Origin of the sequence: Bradyrhizobium sp. AT1 (genome assembly GCF_001590795.1) — a bacterium.
In the GTDB taxonomy this organism is placed as follows: Bacteria; Pseudomonadota; Alphaproteobacteria; order Rhizobiales; family Xanthobacteraceae; genus Bradyrhizobium.
Map to the genome: position 1 here is coordinate 863,575 of NZ_JXDL01000001.1, position 26,128 is coordinate 889,702.

General features: G+C 64.0%; 28 protein-coding genes and 1 tRNA gene. 18 read left to right on the forward strand and 11 right to left on the reverse strand.

Annotation, left to right across the window (positions count from 1 at the left end):
- Positions 1–358: 358 nt before the first annotated feature.
- From SE92_RS04045 to SE92_RS04060, 6 genes are all read left to right on the forward strand, one after another.
- Entirely contained in the window at positions 359–3,025 is a 2,667-nt protein-coding gene (locus SE92_RS04045; protein ID WP_063194574.1) for a glycosyltransferase, read from the forward strand.
- Positions 3,026–3,338: 313 nt separating this feature from the next.
- Positions 3,339–3,414 (forward strand) — tRNA-Lys (locus tag SE92_RS04050).
- 146 nt (positions 3,415–3,560) lie between these two features.
- Entirely contained in the window at positions 3,561–4,286 is a 726-nt protein-coding gene (locus SE92_RS04055; protein WP_157095091.1) for a DUF433 domain-containing protein, read from the forward strand.
- Between the two features lie 2 nt (positions 4,287–4,288).
- Positions 4,289–4,678, forward strand: a complete 390-nt coding sequence (locus SE92_RS37515) for a PIN-like domain-containing protein (protein WP_502686792.1) — start codon at positions 4,289–4,291, stop codon at positions 4,676–4,678.
- A gap of 545 nt (positions 4,679–5,223) precedes the next feature.
- The gene (locus SE92_RS36480) at positions 5,224–5,394 is read left to right on the forward strand and encodes a hypothetical protein (RefSeq protein WP_198172557.1); all 171 of its coding nucleotides are present in this window, start codon (positions 5,224–5,226) and stop codon (positions 5,392–5,394) included.
- 446 nt (positions 5,395–5,840) lie between these two features.
- Positions 5,841–6,083 (forward strand): hypothetical protein, encoded by a 243-nt coding sequence (locus SE92_RS04060; protein WP_063194576.1) that lies wholly within the window; start codon positions 5,841–5,843, stop codon positions 6,081–6,083.
- Positions 6,084–6,146: 63 nt separating this feature from the next.
- Here the strand turns inward: SE92_RS04060 and SE92_RS04065 are convergent, their stop codons facing one another.
- The 3 genes from SE92_RS04065 to SE92_RS36485 form a co-directional block, all read right to left on the reverse strand.
- The gene (locus tag SE92_RS04065) at positions 6,147–6,839 is read right to left on the reverse strand and encodes a hypothetical protein (protein WP_063194577.1); all 693 of its coding nucleotides are present in this window, start codon (positions 6,837–6,839) and stop codon (positions 6,147–6,149) included.
- Positions 6,840–7,282: 443 nt separating this feature from the next.
- Complete coding sequence (locus SE92_RS04070) at positions 7,283–10,387, reverse strand: DEAD/DEAH box helicase (RefSeq protein WP_063194578.1); 3,105 nt, start codon at positions 10,385–10,387, stop codon at positions 7,283–7,285.
- Entirely contained in the window at positions 10,308–10,904 is a 597-nt protein-coding gene (locus SE92_RS36485; protein WP_198172559.1) for a hypothetical protein, read from the reverse strand. Before SE92_RS36485 ends, SE92_RS04070 begins: the two co-directional genes overlap by 80 nt.
- Before the next feature lie 304 nt (positions 10,905–11,208).
- Between SE92_RS36485 and SE92_RS04075 the strand changes: the two genes are divergently transcribed.
- On the forward strand, positions 11,209–11,448 hold the full coding sequence (locus SE92_RS04075) for a hypothetical protein (RefSeq protein ID WP_063194579.1): 240 nt from the start codon (positions 11,209–11,211) through the stop codon (positions 11,446–11,448).
- A 150-nt stretch (positions 11,449–11,598) separates the two neighbouring features.
- Entirely contained in the window at positions 11,599–11,883 is a 285-nt protein-coding gene (locus tag SE92_RS04080; RefSeq protein ID WP_063194580.1) for a hypothetical protein, read from the forward strand.
- A 1-nt stretch (position 11,884) separates the two neighbouring features.
- On the opposite strand, the gene SE92_RS04085 is transcribed toward SE92_RS04080, so the two are convergent.
- Positions 11,885–12,277 carry an NUDIX hydrolase gene (locus tag SE92_RS04085; RefSeq protein ID WP_063203337.1) on the reverse strand — a complete coding sequence of 131 codons (393 nt, stop codon included), beginning with the start codon at positions 12,275–12,277 and terminating at the stop codon, positions 11,885–11,887.
- A 141-nt stretch (positions 12,278–12,418) separates the two neighbouring features.
- The gene (locus tag SE92_RS04090; RefSeq protein WP_063194581.1) at positions 12,419–13,504 is read right to left on the reverse strand and encodes an AI-2E family transporter; all 1,086 of its coding nucleotides are present in this window, start codon (positions 13,502–13,504) and stop codon (positions 12,419–12,421) included.
- A 261-nt stretch (positions 13,505–13,765) separates the two neighbouring features.
- Between SE92_RS04090 and SE92_RS04095 the strand changes: the two genes are divergently transcribed.
- The 3 genes from SE92_RS04095 (at position 13,766) to SE92_RS04105 (ending at position 16,557) form a co-directional block, all read left to right on the forward strand.
- The gene (locus SE92_RS04095) at positions 13,766–13,993 is read left to right on the forward strand and encodes a hypothetical protein (protein ID WP_063194582.1); all 228 of its coding nucleotides are present in this window, start codon (positions 13,766–13,768) and stop codon (positions 13,991–13,993) included.
- 120 nt (positions 13,994–14,113) lie between these two features.
- A complete protein-coding gene (locus SE92_RS04100; RefSeq protein WP_063194583.1) occupies positions 14,114–16,162 on the forward strand; it encodes an acetoacetate--CoA ligase in 2,049 nt (682 codons plus the stop codon).
- A 92-nt stretch (positions 16,163–16,254) separates the two neighbouring features.
- Positions 16,255–16,557 (forward strand): hypothetical protein, encoded by a 303-nt coding sequence (locus tag SE92_RS04105; protein ID WP_063194584.1) that lies wholly within the window; start codon positions 16,255–16,257, stop codon positions 16,555–16,557.
- Between the two features lie 30 nt (positions 16,558–16,587).
- Here SE92_RS04105 and SE92_RS04110 read toward each other — a convergent pair whose 3' ends face one another.
- The 3 genes from SE92_RS04110 to SE92_RS04120 form a co-directional block, all read right to left on the reverse strand.
- Positions 16,588–16,941, reverse strand: a complete 354-nt coding sequence (locus tag SE92_RS04110; protein WP_245324444.1) for a hypothetical protein — start codon at positions 16,939–16,941, stop codon at positions 16,588–16,590.
- Positions 16,942–17,171: 230 nt separating this feature from the next.
- Positions 17,172–17,390, reverse strand: coding sequence for a hypothetical protein (locus SE92_RS04115; protein WP_063203338.1), 219 nt, complete (start codon positions 17,388–17,390; stop codon positions 17,172–17,174).
- 336 nt (positions 17,391–17,726) lie between these two features.
- Entirely contained in the window at positions 17,727–18,011 is a 285-nt protein-coding gene (locus tag SE92_RS04120; RefSeq protein ID WP_063203339.1) for a hypothetical protein, read from the reverse strand.
- Between the two features lie 191 nt (positions 18,012–18,202).
- Here SE92_RS04120 and SE92_RS04125 point away from each other — a divergent pair, with 191 nt between their 5' ends.
- From SE92_RS04125 to SE92_RS04130, 3 genes are all read left to right on the forward strand, one after another.
- The gene (locus tag SE92_RS04125) at positions 18,203–18,790 is read left to right on the forward strand and encodes a formyltransferase family protein (protein WP_063194586.1); all 588 of its coding nucleotides are present in this window, start codon (positions 18,203–18,205) and stop codon (positions 18,788–18,790) included.
- A gap of 196 nt (positions 18,791–18,986) precedes the next feature.
- A complete protein-coding gene (locus SE92_RS34780) occupies positions 18,987–19,337 on the forward strand; it encodes a hypothetical protein (protein WP_084251750.1) in 351 nt (116 codons plus the stop codon).
- The gene (locus SE92_RS04130) at positions 19,282–19,827 is read left to right on the forward strand and encodes a hypothetical protein (RefSeq protein WP_063194587.1); all 546 of its coding nucleotides are present in this window, start codon (positions 19,282–19,284) and stop codon (positions 19,825–19,827) included. Before SE92_RS34780 ends, SE92_RS04130 begins: the two co-directional genes overlap by 56 nt.
- A gap of 51 nt (positions 19,828–19,878) precedes the next feature.
- On the opposite strand, the gene SE92_RS04135 is transcribed toward SE92_RS04130, so the two are convergent.
- Positions 19,879–20,277, reverse strand: coding sequence for a RidA family protein (locus SE92_RS04135; RefSeq protein WP_063194588.1), 399 nt, complete (start codon positions 20,275–20,277; stop codon positions 19,879–19,881).
- 148 nt (positions 20,278–20,425) lie between these two features.
- On the opposite strand from SE92_RS04135, the gene SE92_RS04140 reads away from it, so the two are divergent.
- Together SE92_RS04140 and SE92_RS04145 are read left to right on the forward strand one after the other, a co-directional pair.
- A complete protein-coding gene (locus tag SE92_RS04140; protein WP_063194589.1) occupies positions 20,426–21,301 on the forward strand; it encodes a DMT family transporter in 876 nt (291 codons plus the stop codon).
- A gap of 200 nt (positions 21,302–21,501) precedes the next feature.
- Complete coding sequence (locus tag SE92_RS04145) at positions 21,502–22,935, forward strand: caspase family protein (RefSeq protein WP_063194590.1); 1,434 nt, start codon at positions 21,502–21,504, stop codon at positions 22,933–22,935.
- Between the two features lie 108 nt (positions 22,936–23,043).
- Here the strand turns inward: SE92_RS04145 and SE92_RS04150 are convergent, their stop codons facing one another.
- Complete coding sequence (locus SE92_RS04150; protein WP_063194591.1) at positions 23,044–23,286, reverse strand: BrnA antitoxin family protein; 243 nt, start codon at positions 23,284–23,286, stop codon at positions 23,044–23,046.
- 3 nt (positions 23,287–23,289) lie between these two features.
- Positions 23,290–24,267 (reverse strand): cysteine synthase A, encoded by a 978-nt coding sequence (gene cysK, locus SE92_RS04155; protein ID WP_063194592.1) that lies wholly within the window; start codon positions 24,265–24,267, stop codon positions 23,290–23,292.
- Between the two features lie 324 nt (positions 24,268–24,591).
- Between cysK and SE92_RS04160 the strand changes: the two genes are divergently transcribed.
- Positions 24,592–25,698 carry an acyltransferase family protein gene (locus SE92_RS04160; protein ID WP_063194593.1) on the forward strand — a complete coding sequence of 369 codons (1,107 nt, stop codon included), beginning with the start codon at positions 24,592–24,594 and terminating at the stop codon, positions 25,696–25,698.
- A 203-nt stretch (positions 25,699–25,901) separates the two neighbouring features.
- Positions 25,902–26,120, forward strand: coding sequence for a hypothetical protein (locus tag SE92_RS04165; protein WP_063194594.1), 219 nt, complete (start codon positions 25,902–25,904; stop codon positions 26,118–26,120).
- Positions 26,121–26,128 lie beyond the last annotated feature (8 nt).

Consider the following 26,128-nt stretch of genomic DNA (forward strand, 5'->3'; position numbering starts at 1 on the left):
GCAAGCGCCGCCCAGCCCGCCGCACCGGCCTCGGGCAATCCGCCGGCACCGCAGCCGGCTGCGAGCCCCTCGCCGGCGGCCAGCCCGACGCCAGCGCCCCCGAAATAGCCTGAGGTCTCAAATAGCCCGAGGTCTCAAATAGCCTTGGTCGTTTCAGCTGCCGTTCAGGAACGATCGGCCATAGACGCGGTTGGCACTGCCACGCGTCGCTCGAAAAGGTCATGCCCTTAGAAGGACATGAGCTCATGACAGTTGTGAAACCGCGCGGCAGAGGTATGTTTCCCTTGCCGCGGACTTGGTCGGATCTCGGGGTCGGATCCGCTTCCCTGCCACCTCAGCCCCTATTGGTTTAGCCGCGATGCGCGTTGTCGCCGCCGTTCTGTTGCTCGTGTCCGCGCTTCACGCCGGCCTCTGGGGAGTCCTGCGCGACAAGGAACCCGCGCCTGATTTCAAGGGCCTGTTGCCGAGCGTCTCCTACGCGCCGTTCGAGGGCTCGGCCCACCCGGACATCGACAACATCCCGACCGTCGAAAAAATCCGCGCCGACCTGAAGACGCTGTCGACCATGACGCGCGCGATCCGCCTCTATTCGTCGACGGGCGGCGTGGAGCTGGTGCCGCCGATCGCGGCCGAGTTCGGCCTCAAGGTCACCGTCGGCGCCTGGATCGACAAGGACAAGGATCGCAACGCCCGCGAGATCAAGGCGGCGATCGAGCTCGCCCGCAAGAACAGCAACGTCGTCGGCGTCGTCGTCGGCAACGAGGTCATCTACCGCGGCGAGCAGAAGGTCGAAGATCTCATCGACATGATCAAGAAGGTGAAGAGCGCGGTCCGCGTGCCCGTCACCACCGGCGAGATCTGGAACATCTGGCGCGACAACCCCGAGCTCGGCTCCAGCGTCGATTTCATCGCCGCGCACGTGCTGCCCTATTGGGAAAATTTCCGCTCGGATCAGGCGGTCGACCAGGCCGTGGACCGCTACAATTTGTTGCGCAATCAGTTCCCGGGCAAGCGCATCGTCATCGCCGAATTCGGCTGGCCGAGTGCAGGCTATAATCTACGCAACGCCGACCCCGGTCCGTTCCAGCAGGCCCTGACGCTTCGCAACTTCGTCAGCCGCGCCGAAGCGCTCGGCATGGAATACAATATCGTCGAGGCGATCGATCAGCCCTGGAAGTATTTCGAGGGCGGCGTCGGTCCCTATTGGGGGATCCTGAACGCCAGCCGCGAGCCGAAATTCGCCTGGACCGGTCCGGTCGAGAACCCTGATTATTGGAAGCTGATGGGCATCGCGCTCCTGGTCGGCATCCTGCTGTCGCTGCCGATCCTGCGGATCGAGAAGCCGACCGCCAAACAGGCCTTCCTGCTGTCGGCGACCGCAAACGGCGTCGGCGCCTGGGCCGCGACCGTCTTCGCGTTCTGGAACGGCCATTACTTCATCTTCGGCTCGGCCTTCGCGTTGACGCTCGGCATGATCCTGCTGGTTCCGCTCGTCCTCATCGCGATGGCGCGCATCGACGAGATCGCGGCGGTCGCCTTCGGCCGGCCGCCGCAGCGGCTGCTCACCAAAGGCAAGCCGGTCGAGAACGTGCCCGAGGGTTACTGCCCCAAGGTCTCGATCCACATCCCCGCTTATTTCGAGCCGGTCGACATGCTCAAGCAGACGCTGGATGCGCTGTCGCGGCTGAACTATCCGAATTACGAATGCGTGGTCATCATCAACAACACGCCGGACCCCGCCTTCTGGCAGCCGATCCAGGACCATTGCCGCGCGCTCGGTGAACGCTTCAAGTTCATCAACGCCGAGAAGGTGCAAGGCTTCAAGGCCGGCGCGCTGCGTATCGCGATGGACCGCACTGCGGCCGATGCCGAGATCATCGGCATCCTCGATGCCGATTATGTCGTCGAGCCGGACTGGCTGAAGGATCTCGTGCCCGCCTTCGCCGATCCGCGCGTTGGCCTCGTGCAGGCGCCGCAGGAGCACCGCGACGGCGACCTGTCGATCATGCACTACATCATGAACGGCGAATATGCCGGCTTCTTCGACATCGGCATGGTTCAGCGCAACGAGCTCAACGCCGTCATCGTGCACGGCACGATGTGCCTGATCCGCCGCGCCGCGATGGACATGGCCGGCGGCTGGTCGTCGGACACGATCTGCGAGGACAGCGATCTCGGCCTTGCGATCCAGGAGCTCGGCTGGACCACCCACTACACCAACACCCGATACGGCGCGGGCCTGTTGCCCGACACTTACGAGGCCTTCAAGAAGCAGCGCCACCGCTGGGCCTATGGCGGCCTGCAGATCGTCAAGAAGCACTGGCGCCGCTTCCTGCCCGGCGCGAGCCGGCTGACGTCCGACCAGAAGCGCGAATACGGCCTCGGCTGGCTGAACTGGCTCGGCGCCGAAAGTCTCGGCGTGGTGGTGGCGCTGCTCAACCTCGTCTGGGTACCGATCGTCGCCTTCGCCGACATCGCCATCCCCGACAAGATCCTGACGCTGCCGATCATCGGCGCCTTCGTCGTCTCGCTGGCGCACTTCCTGTCGATGTACCGCGCCCGCGTCGCCATCAAGCCCGGCCAGATGCTGGGCGCCATGATCGCGGCAATGAGCGTGCAGTGGACGGTGTCGCGCGCGGTAGCGCAGGGCCTCATCACCGAGCACATCGCCTTCGCTCGCACCTCCAAGGGCGGCCTCAGCCGCATGTCGATCGAGTTCCAGGCGTTCTGGGAGGCCGTGATCGGCACCCTGCTGCTCATCGGCGCCGCCGTGCTGATCGTCACCAACAGCTACAGGCAGATCACCGAGATCTACATCTTCGCCGGCGTGCTGGTGCTGCAGAGCCTGCCGTTCCTGGCCGCCGTCGCCATCGCCATCCTCGAGCTCAGCCGCATCAACTCGTTCCAGTTCTGGCGCGACAGCGCGATCCGCACCGCCGAGCTGATCGGCCTCCGCCCCGTGGCGCTGCCCCCGGTGGGCGCGCCACAGGCCGTGCCGACCGAGGTGCGGCGCGAGACGAACTGACCGGCTCCCAGCCAGCCGGGACCTCGTGATGAAAAGCCAGGTGCCCCTTCAATGGGGATGGCGGCCCGCAATTTGGGTTGAGAGTTCCGGCCTAAACCGCGGACGGGGCAAGCAAATCCCCGCTCCTGCCGAGAGTTTCGGCAGCGCCCCGCACTATTGACCTGCGCAGCCACTCCCCCTACACAGCGCAAGCCGAGAGCATGATCCGGAAACAGCCGGTTTTTCCCCGCGACGCCTCTAACGTAGCGGCAAGACATGCTCCTCGAATGTCCGAACACGATGGCGATTTCTTTCAAGCCATCAGCGGCCATGGGAGCGCGTAGCTCAGCCGGTAGAGCACGTGACTTTTAATCACGGGGTCCTGGGTTCGAGCCCCAGCGCGCTCACCATAGAAGTTCTCGCTGCATCGTAGCTCTTTGATGCAGACGGAAGTGAGTTTGGCTTGCTCGTTGAGTTTCCCTCGCCGAGCAACATCGAGCCGACGTCTCCATCGAAGTGACTTCCCGCCAACCGAATCGAGAGCTATCTCTACACGATGCTGAAGAATGTTCCCTTAGAGCCGGATGCGCTGGGTCGGGGCACTTATAGTGCCATTGAAGGCCTTCGTCTGCTCAACTTCAGCCGACCAGGCATTCCATCCGCTCGGCATGTTTCTCGCAATACCGTGAGCCGCTGGCTACGTGGCTATGAACACGGAGAAGAAAGCTACTCGGAACCTCTGTGGAGGCCGGACTTTAGCAACGAGGACGATCAAATTGAGCTGAGCTTTCGGGATCTGATCGAGCTTCGATTCGTGAAAGCTTTCCGTGATCTCGGAGTCGGACTTAGGACAATCCGTGATTGCTACCGCCGAGCTGTCGAGGAAGTTCGCGACGATAGGCCTTTCTCCACCCAGCGTTTCCGCACGGACGGAAAGACGATCTTTCTGGACATTACGGAAAAAGACCATGATGGAAAGATGATCGACCTCAAGCGGAGGCAGCAGGTTTTTCGCTCAATAATTGAGCCCAGCCTCCGCGACCTAGAGTTCGACGCATCCACTGTAGCAAGATGGTTTCCGCTGGGCATACGTCATCGCGCTGTAGTGATCGATCCAAGGAGATCGTTTGGTCGCCCTATCGTACAACGTGGAGTGCCAACCGAAATCCTCGCTGAAGCCGTAAAGGTCGAAGGCTCAATTGAAGCGGTCGTTGGCCTTTACAACGTGCCGAAGTCCGAAATCCGAGCTGCTCTCGATTTTGAGCACCAGCTTGCCGCTTGAAATTGCTGGTTGACCATAACCTCAGCCCAGCGATACCTCGCTCGCTACAGCACTTGTTTCCCGACCACACATTCGTAGCTTTGAGCGACCGATATCCAGCTAACACCGCTGATATCGATTGGATGAATGACCTTGATCGCGACGGAGGATGGGCGGTTTTAACCAAAGACATTCGTATTCGGTCACGTCCCCACGAAAGGCTTGCACTTGATCGGTCCAAGATCGTTTTCTTCTTTCTGTCGGGTGCTTGGCGAAAATGCCCCGTACCGGAGACAACAGCGCGACTTATTCGATTGGTGCCGCTGATGGTGAAGCAAGTTGAAATAGCGGATCGAGGCCGATTTGAGCTTCCCATAAATGCGGGCTCAAAGCTGCGACCGCATCGGGATTAATGCCCGGAATGCGGTAACGGCGCGTAGGAGGGCTCGAGTTCTTGCGACACCCATCACGCGGCGCGAGCGGTGCCACTACGATCTGTCATCGATTTTCGGAGCACCGCTTCGCGGCTCGTTCCTCACAAAAGCGCCCGCCAATTTCCGATAGACTCCAGTAGTCCCCCCGAGATGAACTCCACGCAGCCGGCGCCTATTGTGCCCTTCCCCTCCGGGCATGTTGGCGATGACTTGCGTAGCGAAAGACAGTCCGCCCGTTCTGCTCTGCTCCAACTGCAGACGGCCGATGACGTTCTTGGCCACGCTGCCCGCAATCCTCACGCTTCCCGCAGTGCATGCCTATCAGTGCCATCCCTGTCTGCGGGTGGACACCATCCCGCTGGATTGAGACCGAAAGGGCCGAGCGAGCTAGGGAGCACCGAGCTCTCGACTGCCGCGCCCTGCGATTGCGTCGCACCCGCGGCTGCTCGAGGCCCGCCCGGGCCAAAATGCCGGAAGACAACGGGCCGGAAACGTGTAGGATTCCCCAAAACCGGAGGAACGGCATGTTTGAGATCAACGGTTTCGACACGGCGGGCGTCGTCAGCCTGAAGCGGGCTTCGCTCGCCGCCGCCCTCAAGAAAGCCAAGGAGCTGGTCGAGGACGGCTGCTGGGACGTTCAGGTCGTCGATCCCAACGGCCGGGTCTACACCTCGTTCGAAGAGCAGGCCGCCTAGTTCCGAGCGATCACCTGCCGTTACCCGCCTCGGCCGACATTCGACGAGGCATTGTTCAGCCAGCGCCGCGTTGCTTCGTCGCTCCAGCCGGGGACCGCGAAGCGTGCCGGCGGGCTTGAGTTCGTGGGCGGCCGGTGCACCGTTTCATGGCGCGCGCGAGGATGATGCGCTGTTGCTGCCTCCACCGCACTGCATGGTACGAGCGACAGGCCCACGAGACCTGCGGAAAGAAGAGCGCGCATCGCGTCAGCTCCAATCGAGCAATCTGTCCGTTATCTGATGTCCCGATCGGGGCACCACAATTGGTCGCGGCATCACATCCAGGCGAGACATGTGCGCTTTGCGGCGACATTGACGGACGGGCAATCGGCCCCGTGCCATTGCCAGTCCACTGGTTTGGGCGCAGGCTCTCTGGAGGCGCTTAAGACGCCCCAAGGGAGAGAGACATGAAGGAAGCGGGCCTGGACGGCCGCCATCGCGACAAGGATGGCAGCATCAGCAAGAAGCACGGCAACACGCTGGTCGGCACATTGCGCAAGATCTACGGAAGGGGTTTTGCGGCCGGATATCCCGATGCCACGCCGCTCAGCGAGGTCCTCGCCCAGCTGAACGAGACGTCGCTGAGCCAGTTGCGCCGAGATCACGACACCGGGCATTTGGCGCACAAGATCGATCACGCCGCGAAGTGACGAATTGTCAGACCTCACGGCCAATCCCGGGGCCGACCTGGTCGATCAGGGACGTTGCGGTCGTCAGCTTTCCGGAGCCGCAGCCGGCACGGTCAGCGGAGCGCCGCCAACGGAAACCGGCCCGAGAGGCCCCGCCGGACCGACGGGTCCCACTGGTTTCGACTCCCGAGCTATCCGCTTGCGCATCGCCGCGGATAGCCCGTAGCGCGCATGCGCCTTGCGAATGGAGGACGTGACGTCCGACATCGTCATCGTGCTTTGCAGCGCGTCGATCTTGGCCATCAGTGTCGACAGCTGCGATGAGATCTTCCTCACATCGACCCGCTCGTCGGTGATGCTCTGTCGCAGCGACAGCAGCAGCATCGAATCCTGCTGTAGCAAGACCGAGTTCTGATCCGATGCCTGATTGTTCTGCTGTAGCATCGCGGTGTGTTGCTGCTGGGCCGCCTGAATGTCCTTCAACGCAGCAACAACGGGATCCGGCTTTGGCTCGGACGCTTCGAGGCGCGGGAGCAGTTCGGCCAATCGGCTGACATTCAGCGCCGAAAAATCGGTTGGCGACGTATAGACGGCTGCCGCGCCGTTAATGGCCAGGGCACAGACCGAAAAGGCCAGGATCGATTTGCGGCTGGATCGCTTGACCGGCTCCGGGACTTCGGGAGTTTCGGATTCATGCGCTGACGCGGCATCGGCCAGTGCGACAGCGTCGAGTTCTTCGGCGAAGTTTGCCGTTTCCAATGTCGTGGTCACGTGCATGGACCCCAATGAGCGAACAGCAGGAAGCCGCCCCTGGAACGTCCTCGCGACGAGTCCTTGTACGCAGCACCCTTACACAACTGCCTAAAATTGTGAGCATTTTGAATTAATTCCACGTTAGCGGCCGGTCCGGCCGATTACGGGGGCCGGGCGCGAGGGCAGAGGCGCCATACGGGAGCTGCTGTAGGGTGGGCAAAGCGAAGCGTGCCCACGTATCTTTCGCTACCGAGAGAGATCGTGGGCACGGCGCAAGCGCGCCTTTGCCCACCCTACGGCAGCCGTTCCTGGGTTAACATCCTCGACAGCGGCTTTTCCGAAGATCGCATCATGCCCCTGTTTTGCCCGACGGCGCAAATCCACGCTTTCACCGGAATCAAAACACCTTATTCCAGAGCCACTTGGCTACTGTGCATGGGGTTGTTTTCGCACTTTTGAGTGTCGCCCTACCCCTCGTCCAGCAGCTCGAACAGCTCCTCCACCCGCTCGAACGGCGCGTCCTGCATCTTGGCGTGATAGACCACCCGATCGCCGCCGCGCTGCAGTGATTTCCCACGCGACTTGCGCAACCGTCCCGGCAGGAACGTCGCGGCCGCAGCCTCCGGCCCGACGTCGAGGCGGACGATGCCGCGCCGCTTGCATTCGAGCCTGAGCCGGGCTGCGGCGAAGAAGTCGCGCGCGACCTTCGGCAAGGGGCCGAAGCGGCGGGACGTCTCCTCCTCGAGGTCCTCGAGATCGTCCTCATCGGTGCATCTTGCGGCGCGCGCATAGAGTTCGAGACGCACCGGCTCGGACTGCACATAGGTCTCGGGCAGCATGTCCGGCACCGGCAGGTTCAGGTCCGGCACCCACACCGCCTGCCCTTCGTCGAGCTTCTCGGAAGCCATCTTCAGGAGGTGGCTGTAAAGCACCGGCCCGAATACCTGGACGTGGCCGGATTGCTGCTCCGAAAACAAATCTCCCGCACCTCTGAGATCGAGGTCGCGCTCGCTGATGGCAAAGCCCGCGCCGGGCCGACTGAACTCTTCGAGCACGGCCAGCCGCTTCTCGGAATGCCCCGACTCCGTCTCGGTCAACAGATGCGCGAAGGCGCGGATGCCGCCACGGCCGACGCGCCCGCGCAGCTGATGCAGCTGGGCGAGGCCGAACTTCTCCGGCCAGCACACCACGATGGTGTTGGCACGGGGAATGTCGAGGCCGCTCTCGACGATGTTGGTCGCAAGCAGGACGTCGGCCCTGCCCTCGACGAAGCTCATCATGCGGTCGTCGATCTCGTCGGCCGCCAATCTGCCGTGCAGGCAGACGATGCGCAGGTCACCCGCCACCGCCTGCACCCGCGCCAGCATCGGATCGAGATCCTGGATGCGCGGGCAGATCAGAAAGCTCTGGCCGTGGCGGCGCTGCTCGCGCAGCAGCGCCGAGGCAATCGCCGCATCCGACAGCGGCGCGATCCGGGTTGCGACCGGCAGCCGGTGCACCGGGGGCGATGCGATCACGCTGAGGTCGCGAAAGCCGGCAAGGCCGGCGGCGAGCGTGCGCGGGATCGGCGTGGCGCTCATCATCAGCACATGGACGTTCTTGGCGAGGCCCGAGAGCTTGGCCTTCTCCGCCGCGCCAAAATGCTGCTCTTCGTCGATGATGACGAGGCCGAGATCGCTGAACTTGACGTCCTTGCCGGTGAGCGCCTGGGTGCCGATCACGACCTTGATCCGGCCGCTGCGCAGGCCCTCCCTGGTCTCGCGCAGCTCCGCGCCAGAAGTTGCCCGCGACAAATTGCCGACCTCGATCCCGAACGGCGCAAACCGCTTCTGGAACGTTGCGACATGCTGGCGCGCCAGCACCGTCGTCGGCACCGCGACCGCGACCTGTTTGCCCGACAGCACCACGGCAGCCGCCGCCCGCAGCGCCACCTCGGTCTTGCCGAAGCCGACGTCGCCGCAGATCACCCGGTCCATCGGATGGCCGGAGGCGAGGTCGTCCAGCACGTCGTGGATCGCCTTGGCCTGGTCGATGGTCGTGAAGTAAGGGAAGCGCGCGACGAACTTCTCGTAGGTCGATCCCGGCGGCACGAGCTTTTCGCCACGCCGCTTGCGGCGCTGGCTGATGTGCTTGGCGAGCGCCTTGCCGGCAGCCTGAATCTCGCGCTCGGCTTCGGTGCGTCTCGCCCACCATGTGCTGCCGTCCGCCTTGTCGAGCGAGAGCTTGCCGCGCTCAGCCGCATAAGGCCACATCAAGGCGAGATCGGACGGTGGCACCAGAACCGCATTGTCGCCGGCGAACTTCAGGCGGATCATTTCCCGCAGGCCTCCGCCGCCGGTGTTCACGGTCTGCAAGCCGTCGAGTACGCCGAGACCGCGCTGCAGATGGATGACCACCGTGCCCTGCTCGGGCACATCGGCGTGGTCGAAGGCCGCGCTCCAGACGCGCGCCATCGGCTGCGAATGATGCGCCCGGCTGCCGAGCACGTCGGAGGCCGACACGACGACGATAGGCTTCTTTCCGGGCACGACGAAGCCCGCATCGAGATCGGCCAGCAGCGCCGCCTCGCCGTTCCGCCCGCGCGCCGCCTCGTCCCAGTCTTCGCAGCGCTGCGCCTTGAGGCCGCTCATCCGCTCCATTGCGCGCAGATCGTCCTCATGTGCCGCGACCAGGACCAGCCGCGATCCGGACCGGCGGGTCTCCTCGACGAAGCCACGCAGCGCCTTCCTGGCCGATGTCAGCTTCGAAAATTCCGGGATGGTCTGGAACGACGCCGCGCGCGGCAGCACCTTCATGCCCCTTGAGAGCTGCTTCCAATCGCGCCTTGCGAGATATTCGCGGTCACGCTCCGCGCGAGGCGCCGCCTCCTCGATCGTATCGAGCCAGACGTCGGCGTGCACCGGGACGCCGGCATCGGCGATCCATTTGGCACGCCCGCAATAGTCGAACAGGCTGGCGCGCTTGCCGCCTTTGCCGGCAAGGCCGAGCCGCTCCGACATGGGATCGACGAGAAGCTCCTTGGTCTCGAAGATGATCCTGTGCTCGTTCGGATCGAACGCCACGATCCGCTTGATCACGCGATCCGAATGCTCGATCCGGAACGGCCCCAGCGAGCCCGCGGGAAATATCTCGAAGGTCTGGCCGTGGAACAGCGCCCCGCCGGGATAGTCCGGCTCGTCCTCGAGGTCGTAGCCCAAGGCTTCGAGCCGCGCCTCGAGCTCGCGCTCGGAGAACGTGCCGCCCACCTTCAAGCTGACGCTCAGGCGCGACAGGCTCGCCGGCGGCAGCAGGCGCTCCATCACGGCTTCCGCCGTCGAGACGAGAAACAGCGGCTTCTTGGATTTTGCGAGGCGCCGCAACACCGAGGCTCGGCGTCCTGCGAGTTCGTGCGACGGCTCCAGCTGGTCGAACGGCAAGGTGTTCAACCGCGGAAACACCAGGACCTCGCAGTCGGGATCGAGCGCGTGGATCACACTGCCCAGCCGCTCCGCCCTATTCTCGCTCTCGGCGAGAAAAACGATACCGCTGGGTCCGGACTGTTTCCATTGCGCCAGCAGATGGAGAGCCAGCACCCCGAGCGGCGACGAAGACGAGATCGCACCGCGCGGCGCCGCTTTGCTCTTCCTTGGCGACGTCTTGTTCGGCAACGCTCTGTTCGGCGGCGCCTTCTTCGGGAGCGTCTTCTTCGGGGACGTCTTCTTCGGGGACGTCTTCTTCGGGGACGTCTTGGCCACCCGCGCCTTTTTGGTAAGCCTCACTTGAATCCGTTTCTGGTCGTAAACCGTCGTCAACCGAACGCCAGCCGCCCTCATTTTCGATTCGGCGACTTCGCGCCATGCATATGGGATTTGCCCCGCGAACGCACGCCTCGTGGCAACGTTCGGCGCGGCGCTGCGATCCCGAGTCATGGGCTGTTTTGATCAAGCTATGGATCGAAACCGGCGCGGCGCGGGATCTGCGTCTGTCGATGCGACGCTTGGCGCGATTGTAGACGACTTGCGCACGGGGAGCCACGAAAAAGCCCCAGCGCTTGGAGCCACGCTGGGGCGTTTCGTTCAAAATGAATCGGTTAAGCAATGACGTCTTCATAGCAGCGGATTCGCCGCGCGCTTGTGAACTGGTTCACACGCCTCGCAAGACAAATTGCAAGGCAAACGACCTCGGGGGCCGAGGTCGCCAACCTTTGTGGGGAAAGTTTTCTCGCGGCCCGCGGCTGGGGGGCTTGTCGATGGGCCGAGAGCCGGGATTCGACGCCTGCCGCGCACGGTCGTTCCAAATGTGCCGGTCGAAGATCCGCCGGCGCGTCGGCCCATTACGCCGGAGCGGAATACCGTATTCCCGGTTTGAGTGCGCGTGCGGCCCGCGCTACGATACCCCTTTTACGGAGGCTCATTTGAAACCATTCATTGTCATCGCCGCCCTCACGCTGCTTGCGACGGCTCCCGCCCGCTCCCAGGCGCTGGTCGATCCCAACAAGGTTGCTCCCGAATATCGCGAGGCGGCCGAGAAGCGCCGGGCCGAGCAATTGCGCCAGCGCGAATGCGCTCTGAAGGCGGATCTCGAAAAGGTACTGCCAAGGGACCGCACCGCCTTTCTGAACCACTGCCTGGACATGATGGCGGCCAAGCAATAACCGCCGACAACCTGTTTCCAACCGGCATCGGCCGCGGCCGATGCCGCTTGGCCGCGCGTTATGCAACATCCAGCCGCGAAGCCGTTCAAGCTTTCTTCAGACATTTGGGATCAGCTGACGATCCATTTTCAAAGTCATTGTTGTGCGCGCATGAGTTCGGTCCAGATCCAGTGCACGCGGTGCAAGAACGTGTTTCGCGATCGCGCCGGGCGGTTGCAGGACGGCTACTCCAGGCAATGTCCGGGCTGCGAAGTGGTGCTGTTCTTCGCCGAGGACTCCCAACATCCCTTCATCAAGCGCGCGATGCGCAACGCGCGCACGGTCCGCAAGCAGATGCGGGAACTCGAAGCCGCAAAGCTTGCGGCGCCTGAACTGCAGGGGACGCGGTCGAGGAGGTTCGCCGGACGGACGCGATCGGCGGGGCGCGAGGACTAGCTCACCTGCGCTTCTGCTTCCGCGGAAACAGGCGGTCGCGGATGTAGCGCGAGGTCGCCGTCAGACGGATGCCGCGCGGTTTCTGCCAGGCCGCGCGATCGATCTCCTTCTTGTCGCCAATCGCCAGCCTGCCCTTGGCCGTCTTGGCAATGAAGATCGCGTCGCTCATCTTGCGGCCGGAGCGCTTGTTCCTCGCCTTCACTTCCTTCCAGAGGCTGATCCTGCCGAGCTTCAGCTTGGGCAGTTCCTCCCTGATCTCCCGCCGCAGGCAATCCTTGTCGGACTCGCGCGCGCGCTTGCGGCCGCCCGGGAACATCCACAGGCCGTCCGACCGCCGTCTGACCAACAAAACCTTGCCGCGCCTCGCGGCAACCAGCTTGGAAGACTTCGCCATCGCTGCCGTCATTGAAATAGAATCGTCCCAATCGTAACTTGTCTAGTCGAACAGACAAGTTTGCGACAGGCTTTGACCACAGGCGGCGCGCCGTCGGGCCCGGAGAGGCATTGCGGGCAGATCGCGCCGTGCAAGGCGAGGTCAGGTCTTACCCGCCCCTGCCCGGTCCTCCGTCCTGATCCAGGCCATCATCATCTCCCAGGCCACCGACAGGATGATCGGGCCAATGAACAGGCCGACGATGCCGTGGGCGAGCGTGCCGCCGATCACGCCGACGAAGATCACGATGGTCGGCGTGGTCAGGCCGCGCCCCATCACGAGCGGCTTCAACATGGTGTCGATGAAGCCGACGAGGACGAGGAACACGGTCAGCACCAGCGCCGTGGTGACGTCCTTGGCGGTCCAGATCCAGATGATGACAGGCAGCAGCACGAGAAAGGCGCCGATCTGCACGATCGAGAGCAGCAGCACGATGAAGGCGAGAAGGCCGGCGCTCGGCACCGCCGCGAGCTTGAAGCCGATGCCGGCGAGCAGTGCCTGCACGATCGCGACGCCGATCACGCCTTGGGCCACGGCGCGGATGGTCGCGCCCGCCAGCGACAGGAAATGCTCGCTCTGCTCGGGCACGATGCGGAACAGGAAGCCGCGGCCGGCCGCAACCAGCCTCGGCCCATGCGGAAACAAGAAGCCCGCGACGAACACCGACACCAGGAACTGGAGCGTGCCGACACCGGCATCGCCCGCGAGCGAAAGCAGCGGGCCCGCCAGCGGCTGCAGATAGGGCGCCACCTCGCGCACCACCGTGCGGATGTTGGTGTAGGCCTGGTCCCAGAGATCGTAGAGCCAGGGGCCGACGAGCGGCCATGATTTCAGCTGCTCGGGCGCGGCCTGAAGCGCCAGATCGCCGGTGCCGAGCTGCTGCGCCAGCTCGCGCACGCCGTCCACTGCGCTGATGCCGAGCCATGTCGCCGGGCCAATGACGATGCCGAGCGTGATCAGGGTCAGGATCAGTGCTGCGGTCTTGGGCCGGCCGCCGAGGGCTTTGGCGACCCAGCTGAAGGCCGGATAGAACGCGACGGCGAGCACGCCGCTCCAGGCCAGGATCGGCACGAACGGGCGGATGATCAGGAAGGTCCAGATGATCAGCAGGGCAAGCAGGCCGAGCCGGATCACGAGCTGGATGACGTCCTCTCCCGTCAGGAGCTGACGGAGACTTTTCACGGGCACTGCTTTCCTTGCGGCATGAACGCAACTTCCGGAACTTGCGAGGCCCAGCCGTTATTGCCAGCAACGCACCCGGCGTCAAGACGACGGGAACCGCCGGGCTCCGCGATTACGAACGTATCGGACCATTCCGGATTCCGAAGCGGCGATTGGCCCGGCCGGACTTGGCTAACGCCCGTTAACCGGATTTCCCTCGGCCAGTTTACGCCGCTGCAAACGCCCGCGGCTAGCCTGGATCGAGGTCACCAAAAACCCTTGCGTGCAATGGCCAACAGCATCTGGACGATCGAAGAATTCACCTGCACCGGTTGCAGCATGAACTACACCGCGACCCGGGAGGAGCACAGCGAAGCGCATTCCGGCTGCTTCAAATGCACCATTTGCAGCGGCGTGGTGCACGCCTGGTCCGGCAAGCATCATTTTTTCGGCTGGCAGGCGGTGAAGACGCGGCCGCCTGTTTTCGGACGGCGCTGGGCCGACGCCGGCTGGTAGGCTGAGGCAAGGACAGAGCCAAGACACCTCTATCGTCATTGCGGCCTGCGTGAGCTGCGGCTTCTGCTACCGTGCGGCACGGGTTAGATTCCCCGCCCCGTAACCGAAGCCTGACAGCCGATGACCGCGCCCTTCGTTCCTCAGATCGCCCTCTATCGCAACTGGCTCGCCGAGCAGCGCGGCCTCTCCTTTCCCGATTACGAGGCGATGCGGCAATGGTCGGTGCGCGATCTCGACGCGTTCTGGCGCAGCATCTTCGACTATTACGATTTGCAATCGCCGACGCCATTTGAGGCCGTGCTCACCGAGCGCAGGATGCCGGGCGCGGTGTGGTTTCCGGGCGCCCAGGTCAACTACGCGCGGCAGGTGTTCCGGCACGTCGACGCGGCCGACGCCGCTGGCCTGCCCGCGATTGTCAGCGGCGGCGAGGACGGCAGGATTACGGAGACCAGCTGGCCGGAGCTGCGGCGCAGGACGGCCGCGCTGGCGCTGCATCTGAAGGAAAAAGGCGTCAGACCCGGCGACCGCGTCGCCGCCTATCTGCCTAACATTCCCGAGACCATCATCGCGTTCCTCGCGAGCGTCAGCATCGGCGCGGTCTGGAGCGTCTGTGCGCCCGACATGGCGGCCCCGGCCGTGATCGACCGCTTCAAGCAGATCGAACCCAAAGTGCTGGTCGCCTGCGATGCCGTCACCTACGCCGGCAAGCGGCACGATCGCGAGGAAGTCGTCGCCGAGCTGCGGCGCTCGCTGCCGACGGTCGAGCATGTCATCCTGCACAGCGAGTCCGGCGCGGTCGCTGCGCCCGATGCCCGGCTCGCCGAGATCACGGCAAGAACGAGCGCTGCGATCGACGCGTTCGAGCCGATGTGGCTGCCGTTCGATCATCCGCTCTGGATCGTCTATTCCAGCGGCACCACCGGCCTGCCGAAACCGATCGTGCACGGCCACGGCGGCATCGTCATCGTGGTGCTGGCCCTGCTCGGGCTGCACAATGACATCGGCTGCTCCTATCACCCGAACTCGTTCGGCGAGCGCTACCACTGGTACTCGTCGACCGGTTGGATCATGTGGAATTCGCAGGTCGGCGGCCTGCTGAGCGGAACCACCTGCTGCATCTTCGACGGCAGCCCCGGCGGCAGCAAGGACAAGCCGGACTGGACTACGCTGTGGCGCTTCGTCGCGCGTTCGAAAGCGACCTTCTTCGGCGCTGGCGCCGCGTTCTTCGCCAATTGCGCCAAGGCTGAGATCGATCTTGCCGCCGCCGGCGATCTGTCCCGGCTGCGCTGCCTCGGCTCGACTGGCTCGCCGCTGAGCGCCGACACACAAGGCTGGTTCAACGAGCGCTTCGCCGCGCTTTCGAAGCGGAACGGCAGCAAGGCGCAAGCCGACATCTGGTGGGCGAACATCTCCGGCGGCACCGATTTCGCCGGCGCCTTCATCGGCGGCAATCGCGAGCTGCCGCAGACGCCGGGGGCGATGCAATGCCGCCTGCTTGGTGCCGCCGTCGAAGCCTTCAGCGAACAGGGCCGCGCCGTCACGGACGAGGTCGGCGAACTCGTCTGCACCGAGCCGATGCCCTCGATGCCGCTGTATTTCTGGAACGACACGGACGGCGCCCGCTATCGCGCCAGCTATTTCGAGACCTACCCGGACAATTTCGATGGCAGCGGCCGCGGGCCGGTGTGGCGGCACGGCGACTGGCTCAAGGTCAACCCGGACGGATCCTGCATCATCTACGGCCGGAGCGATGCCACCATCAATCGCCACGGCCTGCGCATGGGCACCAGCGAGCTCTATTCCGCGATCGAGGCACTGCCGGAGGTGCTCGACAGCCTCGTCGTCGATCTCGAATATCTCGGCCGCGACAGCTACATGCCGCTGTTCGTCGTGCTGTGCGAGGGCGTCGTACTCGACGACGCGATGCGGGCGAAGATCAACCAGGCGATCGAGGCCGGCCTGTCGCGCCGCTTCCTGCCGAACGAGATCTTCGCCGTCGCCGAGATCCCGCGCACGCTGTCGGGCAAGAAGCAGGAGCTGCCGGTCAAGAAGCTCCTGCTCGGCCAGCCCGTCGAGAAGGTCATCAACAAGGAGGCGATGGCCAATCCCGCCTGCCTCGACTGGTATCTCGCCTTCGCGCGCGACTATCTGGCGCGGACGGCGGTGTGAACGCAGATCGGCCCAATTGCACCGGCGCCGTTTGGACTCCGTTCACCGATCGCCGCTAGATCAGGATCCATCCTTCGCGCCGAACAGCAGACATGGCCGACCTCAACGCCGTCCTTACCAGGCTCAACGACCGCCTGCTCCGCCTCGAGGGCGAGCTGTTCGTGCTGCGCTCGCTGGCGCGGGCGACGCTGACGGCCGGTGACGACCATGCGGTGCGCATGCGCAAGCTGGTCGAAGCTGCAAAGATCGCGCTCGACGACGAGGCCAGGCGCGAACTCGACAAGCCCACGCGCAAATATGTCGATGCAGCCACCGCGCTGGTGGAGGAATTGCTGGTCGAGCCGACCCCGGCGCGACCGTTGTTTACGGTGATCGACGGCGGCCGGCGCGACTGAGCGCGCCCGCCGACTTGGGTCGGCGATCGACTATCGGCCGTACATGCCGGGAGCGCGTGCGCGGTTCGGATAGCACTGCCCCTGCGAATAATTGTAGTCGTAGCCGTCGGGGCAGAGCCCGCCGCGTCGTCCGTAATATTGGGGCTGCCCGTAAGCGCCGGGGGCACGAGCGCCGTTCGGATAACACTCTCCGTTAGAATAATTGTAATCGTAGCCGTGCGGGCACAGGCCGCCACGGCGCCCATAGCCCGGCCCGGTATCCCGGGTGTAGACACCCGGCGCATGATAGTCGTTGGGATAGCAGCGGCCGTTCGAGTGGTTGAAATCATAGCCGTCCGGGCATCGTCCACCCGGAGCAGCCCTGAACTGAACTTGCTCCACCATGGGCTCCGGCGATGCCGCGGGCACGGTTGCGAACGCAAGCAGGCCAGCCAGCGCGAGCTCGATCATGACGTCTCCTCCAAATCACTGGGACCAGCCTAGCAGGATTCGTGTCCCACGAAACAACCCGGGGATTGAGACATGGCCGGCCTGAACCATGCATGAACCGGTCTCGAACTGCGACGATGCGCCGTCCCGCAGAGCCGCGCAGGACCTCGCCTCGCGAGGCTCCGCTAGATCGCCGAGGAATTATCCTCCTTGAGCCGGCTGAGGCCTGCCTCGATGATCGCAATCTCCTCGTCGATCTGGCCGATCGGCAGGCTGAAATCGTAGCCGGACTTGCTCTTGAGATCGACCGCGAGCCGCTGCCTGTGCATCATCAGCTCGTCGAGCCCGCGGCGGTTCTTCAGCCGCACATAGCTGTCGACGATCTGCTCAATGGCGCGCGGCATGAAATCTGTCCCGGCGAAAAGGCCCGCGCGGCGCACCCACGCCGGCGGGACATTTCGGTGTCGCGGTACGCAATACAAATCCGCGACGGATTCGTCGATACGCCAGGCTGGTTGAGATCGCGTTACCGTTCGATGATTTCGTGGCGCGCGGCATGAAAAGGCCGCTGACGACTGCGCCAGCGGCCCAAGCCGGGTTCGAAAACGAATGCGGGTTGAAATGTCGCCAGCCCCGGTGAGCGCAGCTTTAGCAGCCGGCCGGAAATACCTCTGTTAAAAACGAAACACAGGAACCGGCTTTTCGTCCGCTTGGCCACCGACCGTGGCGGCGTGGCAACGCTAGTCGGCGACGCAGAAGTATGTCCGCGGCCATCTGCGATAGGCGCTGTAACGGTAATACGGCCGGTAAACGTAGCCGCGATAGAGCGCCGGCGGCTCCTCGCCGTAATAGGCGCGGTGATAGAAATTGGTCACCGGACCTCGAGCGCAACGATAGCTATCCCAGGTCAGCCCCACGAACGGCGCGATTCCGGTCTCGGGCGGCACGGCCGGATACGGCCCGCCCGCATGGACCGGGCTGGCTGCAAGCAATGCCGCGAGAAGGAAAAACCAGGCGCTTCGCATGCGCTCGCTCCCGAACCGGTGCAATGCCGCCATGGAAGCACCGGAACGGCCGGCCGCGCAATCGGGACGTTCATCGCACCCCGCGCCTCCGCGCATTGTTGATAACCCGCGCAAACGCTGCGTGGGTGGTGACAGGGCGTCGGGACGTGTTATCGGGGGATGACGCAGTTGCGAGACCGGATCGGACACCCATGCGCATTACCCTCGTCGGCTCCCGCCATTTCGGCGTGGCCACCCTGAACATGCTCCGGGAGCACAGCGTCTCGATCGTCCGCGTGGTGGTGGCCGATGCCGAGGATCGCCTCGCAGCGACCGCCAAGGCGGCCGGCATCGAGGTCGTGGTCCAGGCCAACCCGAAGCTGGTGGTGGCCTCCGAGATCGCCCCCGATACCGACCTGATCATCACGGCGCACAGCCACGCCCGGATCGGCAAGGACGCGCTCGCCGCCGCCAAGCTCGGCGGCATCGGCTATCATCCCTCGCTGCTGCCGCGCCATCGCGGCAAGGCCGCTGTGGAATGGACCATCAAGGAAGGCGATCCGATCGCTGGCGGGACCATCTACCACCTCGCCGACCGCATGGACGCCGGCGCCATCGCCGCGCAGGATTGGTGCTTCGTCAAGAAGGGCGAGACGGCGCGCGAGCTCTGGGAGCGCGCGCTGGCGCCCCTCGGCCTCAAGCTGCTGGCCGACGTGATCGACTACGCCAAGGTTCACAAGGCGCTGCCCGCAAAGACTCAGGACGAGCAGTTCGCGACCTCGGCACCAAGCCTTTCTTGAAGCTCGTCCCGAGTCGCTTCCTGACGTTTACCCTTAACGTGAAGTGGCCTTGATTCCGCTTCGGAAATCGCCGTCAAAAACCCAAATAAACCATTGTTCCAACAGGAACAATTTTCGATTTGGCATTGCAACAAATTTCCGTCACATTTGGTCCAGATAAGCGACAGCATATCAGACACATTCAAGGACGGAATTTATGCGTTTTGCCCGCATCGCGGTGTTCTGTGCCGCTTCAGTTTTCACCGGCACCCTCGCCGCCTCCGCCTTTGCCCAGACTCCCTATGACGGCAACTGGCAGGTCACCATCGTGACCAAGAGCGGCTCCTGCGAACCCACCGCGAGTTCCCTGCTCACGGTTGCCGACGGCAAGATCACTGCGCCCGGCGCTAACGTTTCCGGCACCATCGGTAGCGGGGGACTTGTGAAAGTTTCGATCAATGGTGCATATGCTAACGGTCAACTCAGCGGCAACGCCGGATCGGGGAAGTGGAATGGAGCATCTGCAGGCATACCGTGCAGCGGGCGATGGGAAGCGTCGCGCCAATAAACCAATCATGGCTCGCGCCCGGAACCGGCGGCTGCTGATGGCGGCCGCCGTCTTGTTTGCGGCAGGGTTCGCGAATACCGAAAGTCATGCGCAGTCCGGCCCGTTCGCTCCGATGGCTGGCAGCTGGAGCGGCTCCGGCACCGTGACCCTGGACGACGGTTCGACCGAACGGATCCGGTGCCGGGCCAAATACGCCCCGATCGGCCCCACCATGGAGATGTCGCTGACCTGCGCCAGCGACGCCTACAAGTTCAACCTCGCCGCCAGCGTCAAGGCGGAAGGAAGCGCCATCACCGGCAGCTGGTCCGAGGCCAGCCGCAACATCTCCGGCTCGCTCCAGGGTCGCGGCGGCGGCGGAAACTTCGAGGTGGTCGCCTCCGCAGCCGGCTTCAATGCCAATATCGCGCTGAAGACCAGCGGCAACAGGCAGGCTGTCACGATGCGCGCCGACAGCCAGTTCCGCGGCGCCAACATCTCGCTGTCGCGCTAAGCCGACACAGCCACATGACAATCGATCCGGCGTTCTCGCCGGATCGATTTTTTATGCGCCCGGCACGAACGCCGTGACTTCGATCTCGACCTTGGCCCGCTCGTCCACGAGCCCGCCGATATAGAGCAGCGTCGAGGGCGGGAAATTGCGTCCGAGCGTTTCCTTCCAGGCGGCACCGATGCCGGCGCCTGCTCCCTCATATTCGCTGCGGCTGGTCAGGTACCAGGTCAGGCGGACGATGTGCTCGGGGCCGGCCCCGGCTTCGCCCAGGAGCTTGATGATCCGCTTCAGCGCGGTCGCAACCTGCGCTGCCATGTCGGGCGCGTAATTGCCGGCCTCGTCGCCGCCGGTCTGGCCGGCCAGAACCACCCAGCGTCCCGGCCCCTCGACCACGACACCATGGGAAAAGCCGCCCGGTTTCTTCCATTCGGCCGGCTGCAAGATTTGCATGAGCGGAGCTCTCCCGATTGTCTCGTTGTTCGACGATGCCTAGCACGACACGCTGCAGCGCGACATCCGAAGATTGACCGTTGCAAACGGCGGCGATGTCGCCGATACCGACCGTCCTTTCAGGCTTCCATCCTCCAGCATTTGCCCCATGAGCGCGATACCGTCCAAAACGATGGCTGCATTGTGGATGGCCGGCTGGCTGTCGCTGATGCTGGTGATGGCGGTTGCCGGGCGCGAGACCACGCGCGAGCTGAACGTTTTCCAGATCATGGAAGTGCGCTCCATCATCGGCTTCACGCTGCTGCTGCCGATCATCTACCGCGCCGGCGGCTTCAAGGCAGTCGCGACCAAACGCCTGCCGCAGCACCTCGCACGCAACGGGGTCCATTATTTCGCGCAGCTCGGCTGGTTCTACGCGTTGACGCTGATCGGGATCGGGCAAGTCGTCGCGATCGAATTCACCATGCCGATCTGGACCGCCGTGCTGGCCGCGACGTTCCTGTCCGAGCGCATGACGATCTGGAAGATCGCCGCCGTCGCGCTCGGCATCGTCGGCGTCGTCATGATCGTGCGTCCCGCGACCAGCGAGATCAATCCGGGCCAGTTGATCGCGCTCGGGGCCGCGATCGGCTTCAGCATTTCCATGATCCTGGCGAAGTCGCTAACGCGGACCGAGAGTGCGTTGTCGATCCTTTTCTGGATGATCGTGGTACAGATGGTCGTCGGACTGCTGCCGACGTTCTTTGTGTGGACCTGGCCGTCGGCCACCCTCTGGGGGTGGCTGTTCGTCATCGGAGTCTGCGGCACTTTCTCGCACTACTGCCTTGCCAGTGCGCTCCGGTACGCGGATGCGACGATCGTGGTTCCCATGGACTTCCTGCGGGTTCCACTGACCGCGACGGCCGGCTGGCTGCTCTATTCCGAGCGGCTCGATGCCTGGACCGTGCTCGGCGCGGCGCTGATCCTGTGCGGCAATCTCCTGAATTTGAAGCCGTCGCCTGCGGTTCCCGCCCGCGCGCAGTGAACCTCGCGCCGCCTTGCGCGACAAACCAGAGTGGCCGTGTGATTTGGATCACGTTGGGAGATGATTCCATCGTGCACATTGGCCACACAGCAGCGGTTTGAACGCAGCGGACTGCCATTTTGGTGACACGAAGTCGGGCACTTCGTGTACGTTCGGTGCCAATTCGTTGCTGCCTGCAATTCGATTCTGGGGATTTCAGAATGCGCTATCTTACCCTCCTCGCATCGCTGATGTGCATGGCTCTGTCGGTCAGTGCCGCCAAGGCTGACCGCCGCGTCGCCTTCGTCGTCGGCAACGGCTCCTACAAGAACGTCGCGCAATTGCCGAACCCGCCGATCGACGCCAAGGCAATGGCGTCCACGCTGCGCAATGTCGGCTTCGAGGTGATCGAAGGATCCAATCTCAGCCGCGACCAGATGACGGAGAAGCTGCTCGACTTCGGCCGCAAGGCGCAGGGCTCCGACATCGCGCTGTTCTATTATGCAGGCCACGGCATCGCCGTCGGCGGCACCAATTACCTGCTGCCCGTCGACGCCGACATCAAGTCGGAGATGGACGTCAAGCTGGGCGCCGCTATCAACATCGACCTGACGCTCGAGCAGACCATGGGCGATGCCAAGGTCAAGCTCGTCTTCCTCGATGCCTGTCGCGACAATCCGTTCGCCGCCAAGATCAAGTCGAACTCCGCGACCCGCAGCGTCAACGTGCAGAGCGGCCTTGCCGAGATGAAGTCCGGCGAAGGCACGCTGATCGCCTTCGCGACCGGCCCGGGCCAGACCGCGCTCGACGGCCAGGAGGGCAACAACAGCCCGTTCACCCGCGCGCTGATCGACAACATCACCAAGCCCGGCGTCGAGATCCAGCAGGCGATGACGTCGGTGCGTGCCCAGGTCAACGAGGAGACCCGCAAGGGTCAGCTGCCCTGGGGCCACACCAATCTGACCGGCTCCGTCTATCTCAACCAGGCCCCGACGACGCAGGTCGCCAACGCGGCCCCGACCGCTTCCGGCATGCTGCCGGCTGCAACCGGCGGCTCGGACGGCGTCGAGCTCGAATATTGGCGCTCGGTGAAGGAATCCAACAAGCCGGAAGAGCTCAACGCCTATCTCTCCGCCTATCCGAACGGTCAGTTCAAGGCGCTGGCGCTGGCACGCCTCGCCGCGATCAAGAGCGGCCCCTCGACCGCGACGCGCACGCTCAACGCCGGCGTCGATCCCGCGACCTTCACCGATGAGTCCAGCCAAGTCACTGAAGACCAGATCGGCCTCGACAAGACCAAGCGCCGCGACGTGCAGCGTCGACTGACGGCGCTCGGCTTCGACACCAAGCAGACCGGCGCGTTCGACGAGGAGACGCGATCGGTGCTCAAGCGCTGGCAGACGGCGCGCGGCTATCCCTCATCGGGCTACCTCAACAAGCTTCAGCACAAGGCCCTGCTCTCGGAGATCGTGGCTGCCCCGGCGACCGCGAGCGACACCAGCCAGAAGCCGGCCCGGCGCGCCGCCAGCAGTGCCCCGGCTCAGAACAGCGCGCCGGCACCAGCGCCCCATCGCAGCAATCCCGGCGATGCAGCCGGTGCGGCCTTCGTCGGCGGTGTCGTCGGCGGCATGATGGGCGGCATGTTCCGTCGCTGAGACGAACCGAGATCGACAACACAAAAGCCCGGCTCGCGCCGGGCTTTTTCCGTTGGTCGGGCGATGTCGCTCGCTCTCAACTCCGTCATTGCGAGCGCAGGTCGGAGCCTACTTCCCCGCTGCTTTCCGCAACGCCTCGTTGATGCGATCCTGCCAGCCGGGGCCGCCCTGCTGGAAAAACTCCAGCACGTCCTGGTCGAGGCGCAGCGTGACCTGTTCCTTGATCCCGGGGACGGCGTTTTGCTTGGGCGGCGCCGCAGCGACCTTGGCCGTCACCTTCTTGAACGCTGCCTCTGCTTCGGTCCTGGCATCGCCGAGCGTGCGCGGCCGCCGCGGTGGTTGGTCCGCCATGTCCTAGATTCCCTCAAACAGTGCCGTCGAAAGATACCGCTCGGAGAAGGACGGCACGATCGCCAGGATGGTCTTGCCGGCCGCTTCCGGCCGCTTGCCGATCTCGAGTGCAGCCGCGATTGCTGCGCCCGAGGAGATGCCACCTGGGATACCCTCATGCCGCGCCAGCGCGCGCGAGGTCTCGATCGCCATCGTCGAGTTGATCTTGACGATCTCGTCGATCACGGCGCGGTCGAGGATGTCAGGGACGAAGCCGGCGCCGATGCCCTGGATCTTGTGCGGCGTATGCTGTCCGCCCGACAGGACCGGGCTCTCCTCCGGCTCGACCGCGACGACACGCAGTGAGGGCTTGCGCGGCTTCAGCACCTGGCCGACGCCGGTGATCGTGCCGCCGGTACCGACGCCGGCCACGAAGAAATCGATGTTGCCGCCGGTGTCGTTCCAGATCTCCTCCGCGGTGGTGCGGCGGTGCACCTCGGGATTGGCGAGGTTCTTGAACTGCTGCGGCATCACCGCGTTCGGCGTCGTCTTCACCAGCTCCTCGGCGGCGGCGATCGCGCCCTTCATGCCTTGCGCCGCCGGCGTCAGCACCAGTTCGGCGCCGAGGAAGGCCAGCATCTTGCGCCGCTCGATCGACATCGATTCCGGCATCACCAGCTTGAGACGATAGCCGCGCGACGCCGCCACGAAGGCGAGCGCGATGCCGGTATTGCCGGAGGTCGGCTCGATCAGCACGGTGTCGGGCTTGACGATGCCCGCCTTCTCCATCGCGATGATCATGGCCGCGCCGATGCGGTCCTTCACGCTTGCGGCGGGATTGAAATATTCAAGTTTTGCCAAAATGGTCGCATTCACGCCGTGCATGCCGGGCAGCCGGCGCAAGCGCACGATCGGCGTGTTGCCGAAGGCCTCGACGATCGAGTCATAGATCCGGCCCCGGCCGGGTTGGTGCGCTGCACCCGTGGTGGACGATGCGTCCATGATCAACTCCCTGTGGCGACAATGCTTCTGTCGATCATTGCGCAGTTACAGACAGCTTGCGGCGGCGCGCAAGCGGCAATGCGGTCGGGGCCGGAATTCGCTGCATAGCAAAATCCCGTGAACAGGCCGGCTATCTGGCGGTTGGCGCGCGGCCCAGTCCCCGAGCCGATGCCGTTGTCAATCCGTTCACGATTGCCATGCTGAACTGCCGGACCGGCCTGCAGCCCTCCGATCATCGCTTGTGCCTTAGCCAAGTGCCGTTCCGGCAGGCAGGGTCCGTTGCGATCGGCCGATCACGGGCGGCGGGAGCGCAGAGAAGGCCTGATGCAGAGACGGCTCGCATTCATCGATACCCTGCGCGGCATCGCCGTCCTGGCGGTGGTCGTCCAGCATGCGCTCGAGGTGATCGTGCGGGAACACCCGACCGGCGCGTATCATGCGTTCCTTCACGACGCGATCGGCTACTACATGAATTTCGGCCGCTTCGGCGTCGTGCTGTTCTTCTTCGTCAGCGGCTTTGTCATTCCCTTCAGTTTTCCGGCCAGCGCATCCCCCGTGAACGACTTCGCGATCAGTCGTTTCTTTCGGCTCTACCCGGCCTACTGGACCTCGATCGCGATCGGGCTGGTCACGATGCAGGCGGTCACGTCCAAAACCTATCCGCTGCCGCAGATCGCCGCCAACCTCACGATGCTCCAGTCCTTCCTGGAGGTCCCTCACCTCTGGGACTTTTACTGGACGCTGACAATCGAGCTGCTGTTCTACCTGGTCTGCATCGTTCTGTTCGCGGCAGGACTGCTGAACCGGCGCCTCACCGCCGTCGCGATCGTCGTTGCAACCGCGCTCGTCGGGACGGCGGTGGCAGTCCTGGTCGAGAACAGGGCGGCCTCGGTGGTGATGGAGGTCGGGCTGAATCTGTCGGCGATGTTCCTCGGCAAGGTCATCCGCGACACCGTCATCGGCGCGGGGCTGCGATGGCGGCATGTGGCCCTCTGCACCACGCTCTACATCCTGTTCGCCGTCGCGCTGGCCAGCAAACGCTATGGCGGAATCTACCAGGGCGACTTCTTCTACAGCTATTCGATCGGGGCAGCCTATGTCTGCGCGGCCCTCGTCTTCGTCCTGTTTGCCGCATTCGGTGAGCGGATGGCGTGGCGCCCGATCGCGTTCGTCGGCCTCATCAGTTACTCGGTCTACCTGATGTCGCCGTTCGCAATGGTTTGGGTCCACCGTTACGCCTGGCCTGGCGACGGACCGCTGGCGTGGTCCGTCTTCGTTGCCGAAGTCGTGACGTCGTCGATCCTGGTCAGCTGGCTGACATACTCTCTCATCGAAAAACCCTGGATTTCGTTCGCACGCGGGCTCCGCTCAGACCGCCGCAAGGCTGCCGCGCTCGAGCCAGCTCTCGGCCGGCAGGGTGCGGCGCAATAGTCGCGCGTCGTGTCGCGTGAAGCCGCGCGGCGAATTATCGCAATGCACACGGATCGTTTGCGCTGCGATAGCGAAACCGAAAGCCGGCAGCGAACACATCGTGGTGACGGCAATTTTATAAAAGCCAGCGCTTTTGTGTTGCGACCTCGTCAAAGACTTCTGCTTATGTTAGACTTACGTCTTAAAGCAGGGAGGTCACCACGATGTCAGCAGTTGCTGAAGTGTTGCCGACCATCGCGCCGAACCGCGATCCGCGTTGCAGCGAGTTGCCCACCTGTCCCGTTTGCGCCGACTCCATGGTCGCCGCCGAAGCATCCGCCTACGTCTCGGATCACGTCATCAGCTATCTCTGGACCTGCGACAATTGCGGCTATGGCTTCGTGACCAAGCACGCCGTGAAGCACCGCTTCACTTGCAACTGATCTGGATT

Bases quoted from the DNA above. Each gene is read 5' to 3' on its own strand.
- SE92_RS04045 (WP_063194574.1), top strand. From the start codon at position 359: ATGCGCGTTGTCGCCGCCGTTCTGTTGCTCGTGTCCGCGCTTCACGCC.
- SE92_RS04055 (WP_157095091.1), top strand. From the start codon at position 3,561: ATGCTGAAGAATGTTCCCTTAGAGCCGGATGCGCTGGGTCGGGGCACT.
- SE92_RS36480 (WP_198172557.1), top strand. From the start codon at position 5,224: ATGTTTGAGATCAACGGTTTCGACACGGCGGGCGTCGTCAGCCTGAAG.
- SE92_RS04060 (WP_063194576.1), top strand. From the start codon at position 5,841: ATGAAGGAAGCGGGCCTGGACGGCCGCCATCGCGACAAGGATGGCAGC.
- SE92_RS04065 (WP_063194577.1), bottom strand. From the start codon at position 6,839: ATGCACGTGACCACGACATTGGAAACGGCAAACTTCGCCGAAGAACTC.
- SE92_RS36485 (WP_198172559.1), bottom strand. From the start codon at position 10,904: ATGAAGACGTCATTGCTTAACCGATTCATTTTGAACGAAACGCCCCAG.
- SE92_RS04080 (WP_063194580.1), top strand. From the start codon at position 11,599: ATGAGTTCGGTCCAGATCCAGTGCACGCGGTGCAAGAACGTGTTTCGC.
- SE92_RS04085 (WP_063203337.1), bottom strand. From the start codon at position 12,277: ATGGCGAAGTCTTCCAAGCTGGTTGCCGCGAGGCGCGGCAAGGTTTTG.
- SE92_RS04095 (WP_063194582.1), top strand. From the start codon at position 13,766: ATGGCCAACAGCATCTGGACGATCGAAGAATTCACCTGCACCGGTTGC.
- SE92_RS04100 (WP_063194583.1), top strand. From the start codon at position 14,114: ATGACCGCGCCCTTCGTTCCTCAGATCGCCCTCTATCGCAACTGGCTC.
- SE92_RS04105 (WP_063194584.1), top strand. From the start codon at position 16,255: ATGGCCGACCTCAACGCCGTCCTTACCAGGCTCAACGACCGCCTGCTC.
- SE92_RS04110 (WP_245324444.1), bottom strand. From the start codon at position 16,941: ATGGTGGAGCAAGTTCAGTTCAGGGCTGCTCCGGGTGGACGATGCCCG.
- SE92_RS04115 (WP_063203338.1), bottom strand. From the start codon at position 17,390: ATGCCGCGCGCCATTGAGCAGATCGTCGACAGCTATGTGCGGCTGAAG.
- SE92_RS04120 (WP_063203339.1), bottom strand. From the start codon at position 18,011: ATGCGAAGCGCCTGGTTTTTCCTTCTCGCGGCATTGCTTGCAGCCAGC.
- SE92_RS04125 (WP_063194586.1), top strand. From the start codon at position 18,203: ATGCGCATTACCCTCGTCGGCTCCCGCCATTTCGGCGTGGCCACCCTG.
- SE92_RS34780 (WP_084251750.1), top strand. From the start codon at position 18,987: ATGCGTTTTGCCCGCATCGCGGTGTTCTGTGCCGCTTCAGTTTTCACC.
- SE92_RS04130 (WP_063194587.1), top strand. From the start codon at position 19,282: ATGGAGCATCTGCAGGCATACCGTGCAGCGGGCGATGGGAAGCGTCGC.
- SE92_RS04135 (WP_063194588.1), bottom strand. From the start codon at position 20,277: ATGCAAATCTTGCAGCCGGCCGAATGGAAGAAACCGGGCGGCTTTTCC.
- SE92_RS04140 (WP_063194589.1), top strand. From the start codon at position 20,426: ATGAGCGCGATACCGTCCAAAACGATGGCTGCATTGTGGATGGCCGGC.
- SE92_RS04145 (WP_063194590.1), top strand. From the start codon at position 21,502: ATGCGCTATCTTACCCTCCTCGCATCGCTGATGTGCATGGCTCTGTCG.
- SE92_RS04150 (WP_063194591.1), bottom strand. From the start codon at position 23,286: ATGGCGGACCAACCACCGCGGCGGCCGCGCACGCTCGGCGATGCCAGG.
- cysK (WP_063194592.1), bottom strand. From the start codon at position 24,267: ATGGACGCATCGTCCACCACGGGTGCAGCGCACCAACCCGGCCGGGGC.
- SE92_RS04160 (WP_063194593.1), top strand. From the start codon at position 24,592: ATGCAGAGACGGCTCGCATTCATCGATACCCTGCGCGGCATCGCCGTC.
- SE92_RS04165 (WP_063194594.1), top strand. From the start codon at position 25,902: ATGTCAGCAGTTGCTGAAGTGTTGCCGACCATCGCGCCGAACCGCGAT.